The following is a 15,150-nucleotide window of genomic DNA, read 5'->3' as shown; positions in this document are numbered from 1 at the left end:
ATTCTCAACCTCCAAATACTTGCATAAGATCACGCATCGTCGTCAGCATCGTTTCAAATAAATTCCTTATGAGCATCACATAAAAAGTCATCGCAATGACAAGCACAGAGAGTGCAACAAAAATTTTCAAAGGTAAGCCAACGACAAAGACATTCAACTGTGGGACGGTCCTCGCGATGATGCCGAGAGCGATATCCACTAAAAACAGACACCCTACGATCGGTATGGCCATGAGAAAGGCGATGACGAACATTTGGTTGAAAGATTGAATGACGAAAAGGATCCAACCTTCTTCCCTTAAAGGCAAAAATTGATCAATAGCAATCACTTCATAGCTGTAGAACACACCATCAATCATCAAATGATGACCATCAACTGCTAATATAAATAAAAGGGTAATGATATATAAATACTGCCCAATCAATGGACTTTGAGCCCCGGTTTGCGGGTCAATCACGTTAGCAATGGCAAAGCCCATCTGAAAATCGATGAAACCTCCAGCGATTTGTATCGCGGAAAGGATGATGTAGGCTAAGAGGCCGACACCGATCCCTACAGCCATCTCTTTGAACAATAAGAGAAAATACTCCCCGTCAATGATCAGTTCAGGTGCAGGAACCGTGAAGTACATGATCGCAGCCAAGAAAAAGCTGAACGCGACTTTATGTCTTGTCGGAACTGTCCGATATGAAAAAAGAGGAAGCGTGACGAAAAAAGACGTCACCCTGACTAATATAAGCAAAAACGCTGGCACATTGGCCAAATCTATCGTATCCAGCATGTTATCCCACCAGGATATTCAAGTTGTTAAAGATATTGGCGGTGAATTCAACCATATTGGTCAGCATCCACGGCCCAAAGACAATGAGACCGATCATAACCGCTACGATTTTTGGTATAAACGCAAGCGTCTGTTCCTGAATTTGCGTCGTTGCCTGAAAAATACTTACAAGCAATCCGATGGCAAGTGCCAAAATCAATAAGGGGCCGGATATAAGGAGGACGGTATAAATGCCTTCTTTCGCAAACGATATCACCATATTACTGTTCATTCTCTAAACCTCCGATCTTAAAAGCCTTCCAATAATGATTTTGATATTAAATACCAACCATCCACTAAAACAAAGAGTAGAATTTTAAATGGTAAAGAGATCATGACTGGTGGAAGCATCATCATTCCCATGGACATAAGGACACTAGCGACCGCCATATCTATGACGAGAAATGGAACAAAGATCATGAATCCCATTTGAAATGCCGTTTTCAATTCACTGATGGCAAATGCGGGAACAAGAGTCGTCAACGGGACGTCCTGTATGCTTTCAGGTGCTTCCAAGCCTGAATAATTCATAAACAAAGCCAGATCCTTTTGTCTCGTATGTTTTCCCATGAATTCTTTCATAGGTTCACTCGCTTCCTCATAGGCTTCATCCAACGTAATCTCTTCATTAAAGAGCGGCGTCAATGCTTGTTCATTCACTTCCTGAAACGTAGGAGCCATAATGAAGAATGTTAGGAATAATGCGATACCGATGAGGACTTGATTGGGGGGCATGGATTGAGTAGCCAATGAAGTCCTGACAAAAGACAAGACGATCAAAATCCTTGTAAAGCTTGTCATTAATATTAAAATTCCCGGCGCCAAGGATAGGACCGTCAGCAATAGAAGCAATTTGACAGAAGTTGCCACGCTCTCCGGGTCGGAGCTTGAGAAGATATCAATGAATTCATTCATAATCAGAATCCCTCCTCTTCTCATCCATGACTTTTTTCCTTTTATCTTTCATATCGTTCAATTGATTTTCAAACAGCTGCTGAAATTGTATAGAAGAATGGCTTTCTGATTCTTTCCTGTCTTTCCATTTGTCTGTCCATTTTTTTATGTTCAATTGAGGGGAGGGACCACCATTCAGATCTTGATTTATCAACGTCTGTTTCGTCTCTTCTTCAGTAATTTCTGTAATGATCTGTACCGTTTCCCCTACTCCTAGAATAAAGACCTGCCCTCCAATGCGGACAGCCTGGATGGAGCGGTTCGGACCCAGGTTCATCCCACCGAGATTTTCCATCGTGCGGTTTTGATTGAACATTTTATTTTTTTGATTAAAGAACTTAAGCAATCCATATAGGAGAGCCACCACAAAAATCAATGCAAAGATGAGCTTAACCACATTCCACACAAGACTGCCCCCGGTATCCATTTCAACAGGGGAATCTGATGTTTGCTGATCTTCCTCCTGCCCACCTTCAGACGAAGGACAACCCTCGAGTTGAGGGTTCTCCAAACATTCAAAGGCCGTGGGCTGTGCAAGTCCTTGTCCAGGAAACACACCCATCATCAGGATGAACAGAATAGCTGCAACTGTCACTCTTGATGTATAAACCATGTGCATTCCTTCTTAACTCAACGCTTTTTGGATAGCCTCGATCACTCGATCAGCCTGGAATGGTTTTACGATAAAATCTTTCGCTCCAGCTTGAATGGCATCCACAACCATGGCTTGCTGTCCCATAGCCGAACACATAATTACTTTGGCATCCGGGTATTGGCCTTTGATTTCTTTCAATGCCGTGATTCCATCCATCTCCGGCATCGTAATATCCATCGTGACCAAATCCGGTTGCTCCTCTTTATATAGCTCGACTGCTTTCTTACCGTCTTCCGCTTCTCCAGCAATTTCATAGCCATTTTTCGTTAAAATATCTTTCACCATCATTCTCATAAATGCCGCATCGTCTACGATTAATATTCTTTCTGCCATGTTAAATCCTCCCTAGTAATCCATTGTTTATCGTAATTTTGTCAAACGTTCTTTCGGACTCAAAATATCCGTCACCCGTACGCCGAAGTTCTCATCAATGACGACAACTTCTCCTTTGGCCATCAGTTTCTCATTGACATGGATGTCCACGGGCTCTCCAGCTAATTTATCAAGTTCGAGCACGGAACCTGATGATAATTCCAATATTTCTCTTACGGAACGCTTTGTACGTCCAAGCTCTACCGTTACCTTCAATGGAATGTCCATCAACATATCCAAGTTCTTTTGCTCGGACCCATTCAATTGAACAGGACTGAAACTTTGAAATTCTGCCGTTTGGACATTTGCATCTTCTGCTGTTTGGCCGGCTGGTCCTCCTACATATTGCGGGGAATGAGGAGCCTCCTTTGTAGTAGAAGATTCATAGAATGTGTTGTCAGGCATGCTTCGCCTCTGTTCTTCTTGCTTCTGTGAAGAAGGCTGTTCTTGCACCTGTTCAGGTTCACTCTTTGAAGATGGTTCTTCTGAAGCCCTGAAGCTCTCTCCAACCGTGGGTTCTTCCTGCTGTGGATTCATTAATTCTTCTACAAGCTCTTTCGCAAAGCTCACAGGGATGAGCTGCATGATATTTGAATCAATTAAATTTCCTACTTGAAGCTGGAAGGACACTTTTACAAGCACTTCCTCATCAGGAATCTTATGCGTTCCTTCCTCCTCCTCCAAATCCAGCACATCGATGGCCGGCGGAGATATGTCTACTTTTTTGTTGAAAATCGTGGACATACTTGTAGCCGCAGATCCCATCATCTGATTCATCGCTTCCTGTACGGCGCTCAATGCAATTTCATTCAAATGTTCATCTGGATCTGTACCGTCACCGCCCAACATCAAATCAGCAATAATTGCGGCATCCTTCGTTCGAATGACGAGTACATTTTCCCCTGAAAAACCATGGGTATAGGTAACGCCGATCGCTACGTGCGGCTTCGGAAATTCATCAGGTAGATCTTTCCTTTCCAACACCGTAATCTGCGGCGTCGTAATATCAACCTTTTGATTCAATAGCGAAGAAAGTGCAGTCGCTGAACTTCCGAATGAAATGTTGCCGATCTCACCTAAAGCGTCTTCCTCCAGCGGCGAAATCGTTTCTTCCTCTGCTAAACTCGAGGGTCCCTCTTCGTTGTCCGTGTCACCCCCGCCGTTCAATAGCGCATCAATTTCATCTTGGGATAACATATCATCACTCATTTTCTCCGGCACCCCCTTGATATTCCTCTAACACTTGCACAGCCAGCTTATTTTTGGATTTCCCTGGCTGTATGTAAAATTTCACTTCATCATCAACTTTCATTTTCAGCGGTTGGTCGATCGGCTGGTCGAGTCGAATGACATCTTCTTTACCTAAGCCCAAAAATTGCTCTATGCTCATGTCGGCCTCTCCCAATACCGCCCGAACATCCAACTCCGCTTCCTTAATCGTATGGCTGATCGCTTGCACTTCCTCTGGATCGCGATTTTTCGGCTTTTCTTTTTGCATCCAATAGTGAACGGATAACCTCGGGATAATCGGTTCTAATACGACATGCGGTATACATATATTGATCATTCCGCTAGTCTCGCCTATGGTCGTGTTCAATGACACGACGACTACGGTTTCATTTGGTGAAACCATCTGCAAAAATTGCGGATTCACTTCAAATTCTTCCAGTAAAGGATCGATATCGACAATCGAGCCCCATGCTTCTTGATAATTTTCCAAGGACCTTTCAAAAAGATGGGACATGATCGTTGTTTCAATTTCGGTCAGATTCTCCACTTTGTTGACGCTGCTTCCTTTACCTCCAAGCACACGATCCATCATGGCATAAGAAACGTTTGGGTTTGCTTCTAACAAAATCCGTCCTTCAAGGGGAGGCACGCTGAAAATATTCAGGATCGTCATCGTAGGGATCGATCGGATAAATTCTTCATAAGGCAACTGATCCACCGATGCCACTTCAATGTTCACATAAGTTCTCAGCTGCGCTGAAAAATAGGTCGTCAACAATCTAGAAAAATTTTCATGTATTCGTGTTAAGCTTCTGATCTGATCTTTAGAAAAGCGGAGCGCTCTCTTAAAATCATAAACCCTTACCTTCTTTTCCTTTTTTTCTTTCTTTAGCTCTTCTGCATCCATCTCCCCAGTAGACAGGGCTGAAAGCAATGAATCGATTTCATTCTGCGAGAGAACCTCTTCTGCCAAAACCTCACCCCCCTTTCTTTTTCTCTATTATTGAAGGACTTTGTTTACCGTGTAGACGTCTGTGACTTCTCCTTCAGACATGAATTCATTCAGTTTCAATTTCACCTTCGCTTCAAGGTCTGATAAGCCGGACTGAAACGTCTCTGAATCCATGGTCGATAATTCTTTCAGCAAAACATTCTGCATTTGAAAATCTCTCTTTTTTAATTCTTCCATAGACTCTTTGCTGTCCGTCACGACACGGAAGCTGATGCGGACATAATCTCCGTTTTGCAAGTCCGTGGTAATCTCTTCTGTTAAAAAAGAGGCTTCACGAATATCATCGATCGATCGATCTCCACTCGCTTCGCTTTCCCCATTAAAATTGAGCACAAGCACAAGCGCTACGACACCGATGACAGTCAAAGTACTTAGCGTAATCACCATCACTTTAAATCCATTCATTTGTCTTCACCTGCCTTGTCTGACGCCCTGATCAGACCGATTTCTTTGTAAAACCTAGTGACCTGCTCAACCACCTGTCCTTCACTCTCTTTCACAAGGAACGTCCGGCCGGTGGTTGTTATCACTGTCGTATCAGGGTTCGATTGGATCTGCTCTATGTAGATTGCGTTGAAAGTAAAAGGCTGACCGTTTAATTTAGTTAAAGTAATCATCGTTATATAGAGAGGGGCGTTTATTCAGGCCCCTCTATCCCCTTTTATCGTTTCAAGTTGACGAGCTCTTGTAAGATTTCATCCGATGTCGTGATGATTCTTGTGTTGGCCTGGAACCCACGTTGAGCGGTGATCATTTCAGTGAAAGATTCAGCAAGATCGACGTTGGACATCTCCAGGGCCCCGGATACCATCTGCCCCGTTCCGTTTTGCCCAGCAACAAGAAGGTCATCAAACCCAGCGATAGGCTCTCCAGCATTTTGTGTATATTGGAAGGTATTTCCACCTAGTTTTTCTAGTCCGCTTGGGTTAGGGAAGTTCGCCAATAGTACCCGGCCGGCAACTTGCGGGTTCCCATTTTCATCAACATAATTAACCGTACCATCTGTTTGAATGCTGAAACTTTGAGCATTCTCAGGAATCGTGATAATTCCTGCGGCTTCTTCATTTGCAGCGTTTAATTTGGGTTGTGAACTAGTAGTATCATCTGAAGTGTCAGCAGGAGTATCATTATCATCTGTAATAGATTCATAAGGCTGCCCGATCAGATACTTCCCTTCGTTACTTACGATCGCTCCATCAGAATCAAGGTAGAAATTACCTGCCCGTGTAAAACTCTGATTTACACTTCCAAGGTCAATTGTTTTAACACTTGGATCAATAAAGTCGCCCCCCGCTTCAGCGAGTACGAACATTCCATCACCCTCAAGAGAAAGGTCTAGTGGACGGTTCGTTGTTTGTCGGTTTCCTTGGGTGTGTATCGTATCGACCGAACCGACCTGTGAACCCAGCCCGACTTGTGAAGGGTTGAGCCCACCTCTTACATTTCCATCATCTCCAGCAATCGGCCCTTGAGCTGCAGACATCGTCTGACTCATCATATCCTGAAAAGTGACCCTTCCTTTTTTGAAACCATAAGTATTGACGTTAGCGATGTTGTTTCCAATCGTATCGAGCTTTGTCTGAAAACCTTTCATACCAGAAATCCCTGAATACATTGAACGTAGCATTTTGACGACATTCCTTTCCTTCGGTAGATTCATCTGCATCGATCGGTCAGCAGATGGACAAGGCCTCCCGTTCAGGGTCCAGCCTATTCGTTTACAAAAATCGTTCCATTAATGTTCGTGAAAATTTGAGATTGCGTTTCACTGCGGTCCATAGCTGTCACGACCGTTCGATTCTTTGAGCTGACCACAAGTGTTGCTTCGTTGAGCACAACTAATGATTGGTCCACACCTTTTTTATTAGCTTCAGTCATTTTCTCTCCGATTTTTGACCAGGCTTGTTCACTGATCTCAATCTTACGGTCTCTGATCCGCTCCATCGCATGTTTACTCACTTTGATCTCTTTCGCTTCTTGAAGAAACTGTTGAAAGGGAACGTTAGGTTTCTGATTCAGCGGTTCCTTTTTCGGTATGGGTAACGGTCGATGTAATGATTGAATGCGCGGGTCCATGTTATTCCTCTTCGACTGGGGTCTCAGAATTACCGTTCACTTCACCGACTTTAGTAATGTATTCTACTGAGATTTTCTCCCCTGATTTAAGTTCTAAGTACGTTTCTGCCCCATTCTGATTGACTGCTTGAACAACATCTGTTTCTGTGCGATCCAATAATCCTGTTTCCTGATCATAAACAGGATAAGAGACTTCTTTTCCAATCAATCCACTATATTGAATAAGCGGAGGGAGATTCTGATTGTCCATGAATCTTTGAAAAGACTGCGACATATTGGTCATCTGTTCCAAGCTTGAGAACTCTGTCATTTGAGAAATGAACTCTTTGTCTTTCATAGGGTCCAACGGATTTTGGTTTTTAATTTGGGCCATGAGGATTTTCAAGAAGTCATCCTTACCGAGCGTACTACTTCCAGAACTACGAACCTGCTGGCTTTTCAAATATAGAGAAGGATCAATACTTGTCATACCATCACCTATACTTTCTCATTCATTAATATTTCGTGGAAAGAGAGTTCTTCGTCATTTGAATCTTCCACGTGGTCCTGTTCAAAATCATGCTTTTGTTCCCGCTGCTGATCCTGGTCTTTTTTGCCGCTATCCAACTGCTCATGCATCTGTTGGTGCAAAGCGGAGGCTTCCACTTTCTCTATCACCACTTGCTGCGGGGAAAACATATGTCTCAACTGCGATTTGTTTCCTTCCAGCATCTCTTTGGCTGCTTGACTCGTTACGAGTATTTTCACAGCCAATTCTCCATTGATTTGAGCAAATCTTACACTAAGATCCCCGAGGTTTCCTGGTTTCAACTTAATCAGCATTTCCATGTTGCCTTTGGGATTTGCAAACATGCGACTGGATTGAATGATTCTCTCCATCTCACTGATCAACTGTTTTTGAGAAGATGAGCCGTCTTGAGTCTGATTCATATGGATGACATGCTGTTCCACTTTTGTCATGGGTATTGTTGAAACATTAGATAATGGCTGATGCTTGGATCCTTGAAGGTTAGAATCTTGCTGAACTTCCTCTCCCAAAGCTTGCTTCACCCATTTGACGATGTCCTTACCTGTCACCGGTGTTTGTTGATGATAGGATTTAGGGACATCCATTCGGTTTTGATACATATGGACCAGCTTATAGAACACCTGTCGTTCTTGAATAGAAGCTTCTTTGGAAACCCGTTCCAGTGCCCCCTGTCCTAGTCCTTTTTCTTTGCTCGGTAAAGACTCGACGAGTTGCATGAATTTCTGCATCAACTCTTTCATTTCTTTACCTGCTTTATGAGGAACCTGAGACGAAGAATGATCTTCAGTAAAGGTCTGAATGATTTTTCTCATCTCCTGCCATGTCTTATGTATGTCTTTTTCTGTGTTGACAGGAATTGAATTGGATGGGATTTCTTTTCCAGTGAATGATGATGAAACAAGGTTGAACATTGAGCTTTCACCGTTCTCATTGACTGCCTTCATCAGTGATGTCAGTTCCTTGAATGTCAGGGCTAGTTCTTGATTCTCAACGGATAAGTCGGAAAAAGTTGCTTCAGGTATGAACTGTTGTTCCAACTCTTTCATGGATGAAACCACCTTCGAGAATAGTCCTCCGGAAGCCGCTTCTTTAGCTCCTCGGATGGTTTCTTTCCAATCCATCCCTTTGCCATGAGGCCCTTCCCCTTGTTTAACCAAGTTTGAAATCATCGCCTCGATTTTTTCGATCAGCTTTAGAAAATTCTCTTCCATTTCTTCTGCATGGATTTCTTTCTCATCCATCATTGCGGACATCCCTTGGAGTTCGATGAGAAGAGATCCAAAAAGTGCTTTTTCCGGCTTTCCCTCGACATTTTGTTTCGTATTAGGATTCATTACCATTTTTTGATAATTCCCTATCATTGTCATCATAGCTATATTCATTTTTCACACCCCCTTTCAAGGAAGAATTATTCTTCGATAAGCATACTCGCGATGTTTGCTGCAGCTTCAGGATCCATCTGACCTAGGATTTCTCCTCTTTCTTCACTAGCTACATCATTCAAGACTTGCACCGCTAAATTTTGGTTCATATTTTCAAGAATAGGAGCCGCTTCTTCTGGATCCATTACCTGAAAAGATTGAGCCATTTCTGCCGCTTTTGAATTTTCGTTGTTCCCATCTTCTGATCTTGCCTCTTCCAAATCGGCTCTCAACTGCACTACCTGTTGTTCCAACTCATTGATTTGATTTTGCTTACTGTCAGCTTCTGATTGCAGTTCTTCCATCTCAGCTTCTTTGTTGGCAATGACGGCCTGTAATCGGTCCATTTCGCTGGCCTCTGAATTTTGACCTTCGGATGAAGCTGGAGTGGATAGACCTGGAATACGACTGGCATACTTCTCAGCTTCTTCAAAAACATTCACACCACTTAACGTAAGAACAATCAATAACAGCGTAATTAGGAAAATCAAGGGAAAGAAAATGGCAGCGATGATTTTAGAAAAAGATTTCTTGTTTTTTTGCGTATAGGCACTCTTTGCCATTACATCACCTATTCTGAAAATTTAAGTATTGTTGCATAGATAATTCATCCATCTGTTTATTTTCTTCGTTTTTAATAAGATGCCATTGCTCGTCCCGCTTATGCTCTACAATTTTTTCAAACTTTTTCACCTCTATATGAGCAGCCGAAAGTTTGACTTGTTTTTGCTGCATATTTACTCTGGCTTTCTGGACAGCGGGCTGAAGGTGATCGATCGTCTCTTGTAAACCTTGTATGTATCGTTGATGTCGGACGATGGCCTCCGCTCTCACGGTATGGTTTTTCATCTCTTCCTCAAAGCTTTTTTCCGCTACTTCTTTCTTCTTCAGACATTCATAAAGTTTTTCTGCCTGTTTTTCGAAATTGTTGACAGCATCCTGATATATCTTCTGAGTCTTCTGCTTCTCTCTATCTCTCAGATCTCTGATTCTTTGGAATGTTTGAATATCAGCCATGTTTGCAGCCTCCTATACGAACAGATTTCTCAAATCTTCCACTGACTTCTCAAAACTTGCCGGTTCGTGAATCCCTTGTCTTAAAAATTCAATGATCGCAGAGTGATAGGAGATCGCTTGGTCGATTTCCATACTCGACCCTTTTTTATAAGCTCCAATTTGGATCAATTCACTATTCTCTTCGTAGGTAGCTAAAAGGGCCCGAAGCTTCTCAGCAGATTCTTTATGTTCAGGAGAAGCAATCTGCTTCATCACACGGCTGATGGATCTTAAAATATTGATGGCTGGAAAATGTCCTTGTTCTGCAAGTTTACGATCGAGAACAAAGTGACCATCGAGAATTCCCCTTACAGTATCGGAAATCGGCTCATTCAAATCATCGCCGTCAACTAAAACCGTATAAAAAGCAGTAATCGTTCCGTTCGTACTTGACCCTGTTCGTTCTAACAATTTTGGTAAGAGGGCAAAAACGGAAGGGGTATAACCTTTTGTCGTAGGTGGCTCGCCGGTAGCGAGACCAATTTCACGCTGCGCCATAGCGAAACGCGTAACAGAGTCCATCATTAAATTGACGTTATACCCTTGGTCGCGAAAGTATTCACTAATGGCTGTCGCGGTATAAGCTCCTTTCACTCTCATCAAGGCAGGCTGATCGGAGGTGGCCACTACGAGGATCGAATTTTTCAATCCATCCTCTCCCAGGTCATTCTCAATGAACTCTCTCACTTCTCGCCCTCTTTCACCGATCAGAGCGATCACATTCAAATCGGCTGAGCTGTTTCTAGCGATCATTCCCATCAAGGTACTCTTACCAACCCCACTTCCTGCGAAGATGCCGACTCTCTGTCCTTTACCGACAGTCAACAAGGTATCAACAGCTCTTACGCCGACTTGAATCGGTTCATGAATCGGTGGGCGCATGAGAGGGTTTGGAGGATTTTGATCTGTCGGATACCCCTTTAAACCAAGTGGCATTGCCGCTCCATCTAACGGGTATCCCGTAGCATCCAGGATCTTACCGACAAGTCCCATCCCTACTTTGACTCGCATGGGTTCACCGGTTGCTTCGACAATGCTGCCAGGTCCTACTTCTTTCAATTCACGAAAAGGCATTAAAAGGATGTTTTCATTGTTGAAACCGACAACCTCGGCCGCGATCTTTTCTTTTTGCTCAGACGTATGGATATAACACAAATCACCGACAGAGGCTTCCGGTCCTTTTGATTCAATCATGAGTCCGACAACTCTATGAATTTTCCCGTACCTTTTCATAGATTCTGCACTTGCGATCGCATCAAAGTAACGCTGACTATTCATTTCCCATCTCCTCATTCGCAACCGAGAGCAGTTGCTGTCTGAGTTCTGATAACTGTGTATCAATACTTCCATCAAGCCTTCCAAACTGTGACTCCACGATACAGGCGTCAGGGTCTAACTCTTCTTCTGCGTAAATGCTCAAATGCGAAGATGGAGTGATTAACCGTTCAAGTTCGTCAGACTGTTTATGGACAAAATCGTATTTTTCTGGATGGACATACAAAGCGACTTCGGGTTGCCCTTTGACCTCTTCAATTACTTTTTTAACCACTGGCAAAAACAATGTTGGGTCTTCCTCGAGTTTCACGTTGAGAATTTTCTCGGCTGTTTTCATAGCCACTTCTACGATCGACCTTTCACTATTTGTAACCATACGGTCATGCGAAGCTTTCGCTTGCTGGATAATATCATTAGCCTGGGATAGTTTGTTTTGTAAGGCGTCGTATCCTTCTTTATGACCTTGCCTGAAACCCTGGTCCATCCCTTTTTGATAGGCTTCATTTTCTATCACTTTTTTCTCTTCTTGCCAAGTGGCTTTCAGAGACTCTATTTCTTCTTCCGTTGATCGAATCAACTGTTCTCTTTGATTCCTTGCTGCCACTAAATCTTTTTGCGCCTGTTCTAACTCTTGATTGATTTGGAGACTTTTTTGCTCCTGTTCATTTTCCTGGACGTACGGTTCTTGAATATGAACGGGTCTTAAGCCAATGACTCGGCTATTTAGTGAAGGTCCATCCTTAGACAATGATGTCATCTCCTCCACCTCTTGCTATCACGATTTCACCAACATCTTCTAAACGGCGAATCGTAGAAACCACTCTCGTTTGGGCCTCTTCCACATCCCGAAGCCTGACGGGTCCCATGAACTCCATCTCTTCTTTGAAAGTAGTCGCCATCCGTTCAGACATGTTACTGAATACGATGTCTTTGACTTCTTCACTCGACACTTTAAGCGACAGACGCAGATCATCATTTTCAACATCACGGATGATTCTCTGAATTGCCCGGTTATCAAGAGCAACGATATCTTCAAAAACGAACATCCGTTTCTTAATTTCTTCCGCCAATTCCGGATCCTGTATTTCAAGAGAGTCAAGAATCGTTCTTTCTGTACTACGATCAACACCATTCAAAACTTCCACGACGGCTTGTATCCCACCTGTTTCTGTATAATCCTGGGTCACCGTTGTCGATAACTTTTTCTCGAGGATTTGTTCAACCTGACTAATCACTTCAGGGGAGGTGGAATCCATTGTCGCAATTCTGCGGGCCACGTCTGCCTGAAGTTCTTGTGGAAGTTCTGATAAGATCTGTCCTGACTGTTCAGGGTCAAGGTAGGACAAAACGAGCGCAATCGTTTGTGGATGCTCGTTTTGAATGAAATTAAGAATCTGATGAGCATCTGCCTTTCTTGCAAAATCAAACGGTTTCACTTGCAAAGAAGAAGTGAGGCGTCCGATGATATTAGAGGCTTCATCTGAACCTAGCGCTTTCTCAAGAATTGTTTTTGCATACCCGATTCCACCCTGCGAAATATAATCCTGTGCTAAAGCAATTTGATGGAACTGGTCTAGAATTTCTTCCTTTTCTTTACTATCTACTTTTTGAACAGAAGAGATTTCCAATGTCAATTGTTCGATCTCTTCTTCATCTAAGTGTTTGTACACCTGGGCAGCAACATCAGGCCCAAGGGAAATCAACAGGACAGCGGCTTTTTGCTTGCCTGTCAACTCTGACTTTCTCAAGGCCATACAAAGACCTCCTTAATCTTCCGCAATCCATGATCGCAATAATTTCGCAAAATCTTCCGGTTTTTCTTTGGCCATTTTTTCCAACTGTTTACGTTTACGCGTCCCATCATCTTCTCGTTCTTCTATGGAAGGGACTTCCCGAGGCTTAGATTCTTGTACCTCTTCTTCAAACATCATGTACTCTTCTTCTTCATCTTCCTTTGCCCTCTTCTTGCGGGTAAGGACGATGAGAAGTACGATAATCGTAAATAGGAGCAGACCTCCTATAATGTAAGCCCAAAGAGGAATGCCTTCACCTGATTCAGGGAATTCTGGTTCTCCGTTGAACTCCTGGAATACGATCGATACTTTTTCTTGTGTATCCACTTCTCCGTACTCACCATTAATTGATGTTGTAATCATCGAATCCACAATGGACTGGACGCTCTCTTGTACGGTTTGTTGCTCTGCGGCGGTCAGGTATTCGATCTCACCCTCCGGTCCGACGCCTTTGGTATTATCGATTGCTACTTGAATGCCTAAGTCCCTTACCTTATACGGGCTTTCTTCAATATTCTTCTTAATTCTGTTGAACTCGTTATTAATGGTTTCCCGGTTCATCTCGTAATCGCCGCCAGCGCCTTCTGCCCCAGCAGGATATTCCGGAATGTCCCCTTCTTCCGTACCTACAGGTCCACCTTCAGGCACACCGCCTTCGTAAGTCTCTTCGATTCTTTCTACACTTACAGGCAGCCCTTCCATCGTTTCAGGATCTACCGGCTCTACCAGTTCCTCTACGCGATTCTCTTTAGTGAAATCGATGTCTGCGGTTACGGTAGCAATCACTTTCTGCTGACCGATCATCATTCCGAGCATGCGTTGCAAACGTTGCTTAATGTCTCTTTCAATGTCTTTTTTTACATTTTGTTGATATGTATAAGCATTTTCAGAGCCACCCATCGGTGAATCATTTATGTCAAAATAGTTAAAATTTTGATCCATAATGACGATATTATCTTTAGGCAGGTTCGGTACTGACTTTGAAGCTAAATTATAAAGAGCTTCGATTTGTCCATTTTCTATTTGATATCCAGGCTGGACATTGAGCACAATCGAGGCGGAGGCCGGTTGCCCAGATTCAGAAACAAAAATCTGCTCTTCCGGCATGTTGATCATGACTTGAGCATCCTGAATGCCTGTGATGCCTTTCATTAAATTTGCAAGTTCGGTCTGCATCGCATCCAGTTTGATGACATCAAACTCATTATCCGTCATCCCCCAGGAAATATTTCCACTGAAGAAACCATAATCGATTGTTCCACTATTGGGCAGTCCAGCGGCTGCGAGGTCCACGAGCAACCCTTCTGCCTGTGTGTCTGGAACAAGGATGGTAGATCCTCCTTGATCAAGCTCATATGTAACCCCTCTTGTTTCAAGTTCCGTCTTAATTTGTCCAATTTCCTGTAAAGTCAAATCTCTGTATAAGGGAACCATTTTCGTACTTGAGGCGAAAACACTTGTCAGGACAAGGAGGATAATGATGGCAGCCATTCCGCCGATCATCCACCCCTTTTGTGATTTTTTTCGCTCTTTCCAAAAGGTTGTCAGTCTTTCTTGATATTTTTTTATTTTTTCTTTCATAGTTGCCCCCAAAAAAAGCACGACCTAAGCGAATGGTTTAGTGCGAATTAAATATAGTAGCGTCACACCTGCATACGCATGACTTCTTTATATGCTTCTACGACTTTACTTTGCATTTCTACAGCAGTTTTCATCGTGATACTTGCCTTTTGTGAAGTAATCATTACATCATGCAAATCATTGATTTCTCCTTGAGCAAGAGCCTTTGTCTTATCATTAGACAAAATTTGAGCTTCATTGACCCCTGCAATTGCACTTTTTAACTGATTGGCAAATGTAGCATGAGCTTCGCCAGGAGAAACATTTTTCTTCCATTGTGTTTGAGAAGGTTGGCTTAAGGGGATAGTGTTCACTAGATGGTTTGACATTTTGAATT

General features: G+C 43.0%; 20 protein-coding genes. All 20 read right to left on the bottom strand.

The genetic code is table 11. From position 1 onward, the window contains the following. Positions 1-4: 4 nt before the first annotated feature. Positions 5-781 (bottom strand): flagellar biosynthetic protein FliR, encoded by a 777-nt coding sequence (gene fliR, locus ACJA3J_RS10255; RefSeq protein ID WP_089652402.1) that lies wholly within the window; start codon positions 779-781, stop codon positions 5-7. A 1-nt stretch (position 782) separates the two neighbouring features. Beyond that, complete coding sequence (gene fliQ / locus ACJA3J_RS10250) at positions 783-1,052, bottom strand: flagellar biosynthesis protein FliQ (RefSeq protein ID WP_089652403.1); 270 nt, start codon at positions 1,050-1,052, stop codon at positions 783-785. 17 nt (positions 1,053-1,069) lie between these two features. Next, positions 1,070-1,735: a flagellar type III secretion system pore protein FliP gene (fliP, locus tag ACJA3J_RS10245; protein ID WP_089652404.1), complete on the bottom strand. Its 666-nt coding sequence runs from the start codon at positions 1,733-1,735 to the stop codon at positions 1,070-1,072. Then, positions 1,728-2,387 carry a flagellar biosynthetic protein FliO gene (locus ACJA3J_RS10240; protein WP_406946196.1) on the bottom strand — a complete coding sequence of 220 codons (660 nt, stop codon included), beginning with the start codon at positions 2,385-2,387 and terminating at the stop codon, positions 1,728-1,730. The genes fliP and ACJA3J_RS10240 overlap by 8 nt, the downstream gene beginning before the upstream one ends. Positions 2,388-2,399: 12 nt before the next feature. Next, positions 2,400-2,762: a response regulator gene (locus ACJA3J_RS10235; protein WP_089652406.1), complete on the bottom strand. Its 363-nt coding sequence runs from the start codon at positions 2,760-2,762 to the stop codon at positions 2,400-2,402. 27 nt (positions 2,763-2,789) lie between these two features. Then, positions 2,790-4,010 (bottom strand): flagellar motor switch phosphatase FliY, encoded by a 1,221-nt coding sequence (gene fliY / locus ACJA3J_RS10230; RefSeq protein ID WP_115893434.1) that lies wholly within the window; start codon positions 4,008-4,010, stop codon positions 2,790-2,792. Next, positions 4,003-5,004, bottom strand: a complete 1,002-nt coding sequence (fliM, locus tag ACJA3J_RS10225) for a flagellar motor switch protein FliM (RefSeq protein WP_089652408.1) — start codon at positions 5,002-5,004, stop codon at positions 4,003-4,005. The genes fliY and fliM overlap by 8 nt, the downstream gene beginning before the upstream one ends. 27 nt (positions 5,005-5,031) lie before the next feature. Next, complete coding sequence (gene fliL, locus ACJA3J_RS10220; protein WP_089652409.1) at positions 5,032-5,448, bottom strand: flagellar basal body-associated protein FliL; 417 nt, start codon at positions 5,446-5,448, stop codon at positions 5,032-5,034. After that, positions 5,445-5,660, bottom strand: a complete 216-nt coding sequence (locus tag ACJA3J_RS10215; RefSeq protein ID WP_406946195.1) for a flagellar FlbD family protein — start codon at positions 5,658-5,660, stop codon at positions 5,445-5,447. The genes fliL and ACJA3J_RS10215 overlap by 4 nt, the downstream gene beginning before the upstream one ends. Positions 5,661-5,704: 44 nt before the next feature. Further along, positions 5,705-6,670, bottom strand: a complete 966-nt coding sequence (gene flgG / locus ACJA3J_RS10210) for a flagellar basal body rod protein FlgG (protein WP_406946194.1) — start codon at positions 6,668-6,670, stop codon at positions 5,705-5,707. 83 nt (positions 6,671-6,753) lie between these two features. Next, positions 6,754-7,119 carry a TIGR02530 family flagellar biosynthesis protein gene (locus ACJA3J_RS10205; RefSeq protein ID WP_089652411.1) on the bottom strand — a complete coding sequence of 122 codons (366 nt, stop codon included), beginning with the start codon at positions 7,117-7,119 and terminating at the stop codon, positions 6,754-6,756. A gap of 1 nt (position 7,120) precedes the next feature. Further along, positions 7,121-7,588, bottom strand: a complete 468-nt coding sequence (gene flgD / locus ACJA3J_RS10200) for a flagellar hook assembly protein FlgD (protein WP_115893438.1) — start codon at positions 7,586-7,588, stop codon at positions 7,121-7,123. An 8-nt stretch (positions 7,589-7,596) separates the two neighbouring features. After that, positions 7,597-9,030 carry a flagellar hook-length control protein FliK gene (locus ACJA3J_RS10195; RefSeq protein WP_406946193.1) on the bottom strand — a complete coding sequence of 478 codons (1,434 nt, stop codon included), beginning with the start codon at positions 9,028-9,030 and terminating at the stop codon, positions 7,597-7,599. A 26-nt stretch (positions 9,031-9,056) separates the two neighbouring features. Further along, a complete protein-coding gene (locus ACJA3J_RS10190) occupies positions 9,057-9,632 on the bottom strand; it encodes a MotE family protein (RefSeq protein ID WP_089652414.1) in 576 nt (191 codons plus the stop codon). 4 nt (positions 9,633-9,636) lie between these two features. Next, the gene (gene fliJ / locus ACJA3J_RS10185; protein WP_406946192.1) at positions 9,637-10,086 is read right to left on the bottom strand and encodes a flagellar export protein FliJ; all 450 of its coding nucleotides are present in this window, start codon (positions 10,084-10,086) and stop codon (positions 9,637-9,639) included. A gap of 12 nt (positions 10,087-10,098) precedes the next feature. Next, a complete protein-coding gene (gene fliI, locus ACJA3J_RS10180; protein WP_406946191.1) occupies positions 10,099-11,403 on the bottom strand; it encodes a flagellar protein export ATPase FliI in 1,305 nt (434 codons plus the stop codon). Beyond that, a complete protein-coding gene (gene fliH, locus ACJA3J_RS10175) occupies positions 11,396-12,157 on the bottom strand; it encodes a flagellar assembly protein FliH (protein WP_406946190.1) in 762 nt (253 codons plus the stop codon). Before fliH ends, fliI begins: the two co-directional genes overlap by 8 nt. Further along, positions 12,141-13,154 carry a flagellar motor switch protein FliG gene (gene fliG / locus ACJA3J_RS10170; RefSeq protein WP_089652418.1) on the bottom strand — a complete coding sequence of 338 codons (1,014 nt, stop codon included), beginning with the start codon at positions 13,152-13,154 and terminating at the stop codon, positions 12,141-12,143. Before fliG ends, fliH begins: the two co-directional genes overlap by 17 nt. Before the next feature lie 12 nt (positions 13,155-13,166). Then, complete coding sequence (gene fliF / locus ACJA3J_RS10165) at positions 13,167-14,774, bottom strand: flagellar basal-body MS-ring/collar protein FliF (protein WP_406946189.1); 1,608 nt, start codon at positions 14,772-14,774, stop codon at positions 13,167-13,169. Positions 14,775-14,836: 62 nt separating this feature from the next. Continuing rightward, a complete protein-coding gene (gene fliE / locus ACJA3J_RS10160) occupies positions 14,837-15,142 on the bottom strand; it encodes a flagellar hook-basal body complex protein FliE (RefSeq protein WP_089652420.1) in 306 nt (101 codons plus the stop codon). Positions 15,143-15,150 lie beyond the last annotated feature (8 nt).

The sequence above is a fragment of the Halobacillus sp. SY10 genome, from assembly GCF_045401165.1.
Lineage (GTDB): Bacteria > Bacillota > Bacilli > Bacillales > Halobacillaceae > Halobacillus > Halobacillus aidingensis.
This window is presented reverse-complemented; position numbering and strand designations above follow the sequence as displayed.

Coding starts and splice junctions, on each gene's coding strand:
- fliP (WP_089652404.1), bottom strand. CDS start 1,735: ATGAATGAATTCATTGATATCTTCTCAAGCTCCGACCCGGAGAGCGTG.
- flgD (WP_115893438.1), bottom strand. CDS start 7,588: ATGACAAGTATTGATCCTTCTCTATATTTGAAAAGCCAGCAGGTTCGT.
- fliL (WP_089652409.1), bottom strand. CDS start 5,448: ATGAATGGATTTAAAGTGATGGTGATTACGCTAAGTACTTTGACTGTC.
- fliI (WP_406946191.1), bottom strand. CDS start 11,403: ATGAATAGTCAGCGTTACTTTGATGCGATCGCAAGTGCAGAATCTATG.
- flgG (WP_406946194.1), bottom strand. CDS start 6,670: ATGCTACGTTCAATGTATTCAGGGATTTCTGGTATGAAAGGTTTTCAG.
- ACJA3J_RS10215 (WP_406946195.1), bottom strand. CDS start 5,660: ATGATTACTTTAACTAAATTAAACGGTCAGCCTTTTACTTTCAACGCA.
- fliQ (WP_089652403.1), bottom strand. CDS start 1,052: ATGAACAGTAATATGGTGATATCGTTTGCGAAAGAAGGCATTTATACC.
- ACJA3J_RS10240 (WP_406946196.1), bottom strand. CDS start 2,387: ATGGTTTATACATCAAGAGTGACAGTTGCAGCTATTCTGTTCATCCTG.
- fliG (WP_089652418.1), bottom strand. CDS start 13,154: ATGGCCTTGAGAAAGTCAGAGTTGACAGGCAAGCAAAAAGCCGCTGTC.
- ACJA3J_RS10195 (WP_406946193.1), bottom strand. CDS start 9,030: ATGAATATAGCTATGATGACAATGATAGGGAATTATCAAAAAATGGTA.
- fliR (WP_089652402.1), bottom strand. CDS start 781: ATGCTGGATACGATAGATTTGGCCAATGTGCCAGCGTTTTTGCTTATA.
- ACJA3J_RS10205 (WP_089652411.1), bottom strand. CDS start 7,119: ATGGACCCGCGCATTCAATCATTACATCGACCGTTACCCATACCGAAA.
- fliF (WP_406946189.1), bottom strand. CDS start 14,774: ATGAAAGAAAAAATAAAAAAATATCAAGAAAGACTGACAACCTTTTGG.
- ACJA3J_RS10190 (WP_089652414.1), bottom strand. CDS start 9,632: ATGGCAAAGAGTGCCTATACGCAAAAAAACAAGAAATCTTTTTCTAAA.
- ACJA3J_RS10235 (WP_089652406.1), bottom strand. CDS start 2,762: ATGGCAGAAAGAATATTAATCGTAGACGATGCGGCATTTATGAGAATG.
- fliE (WP_089652420.1), bottom strand. CDS start 15,142: ATGTCAAACCATCTAGTGAACACTATCCCCTTAAGCCAACCTTCTCAA.
- fliJ (WP_406946192.1), bottom strand. CDS start 10,086: ATGGCTGATATTCAAACATTCCAAAGAATCAGAGATCTGAGAGATAGA.
- fliH (WP_406946190.1), bottom strand. CDS start 12,157: ATGACATCATTGTCTAAGGATGGACCTTCACTAAATAGCCGAGTCATT.
- fliY (WP_115893434.1), bottom strand. CDS start 4,010: ATGAGTGATGATATGTTATCCCAAGATGAAATTGATGCGCTATTGAAC.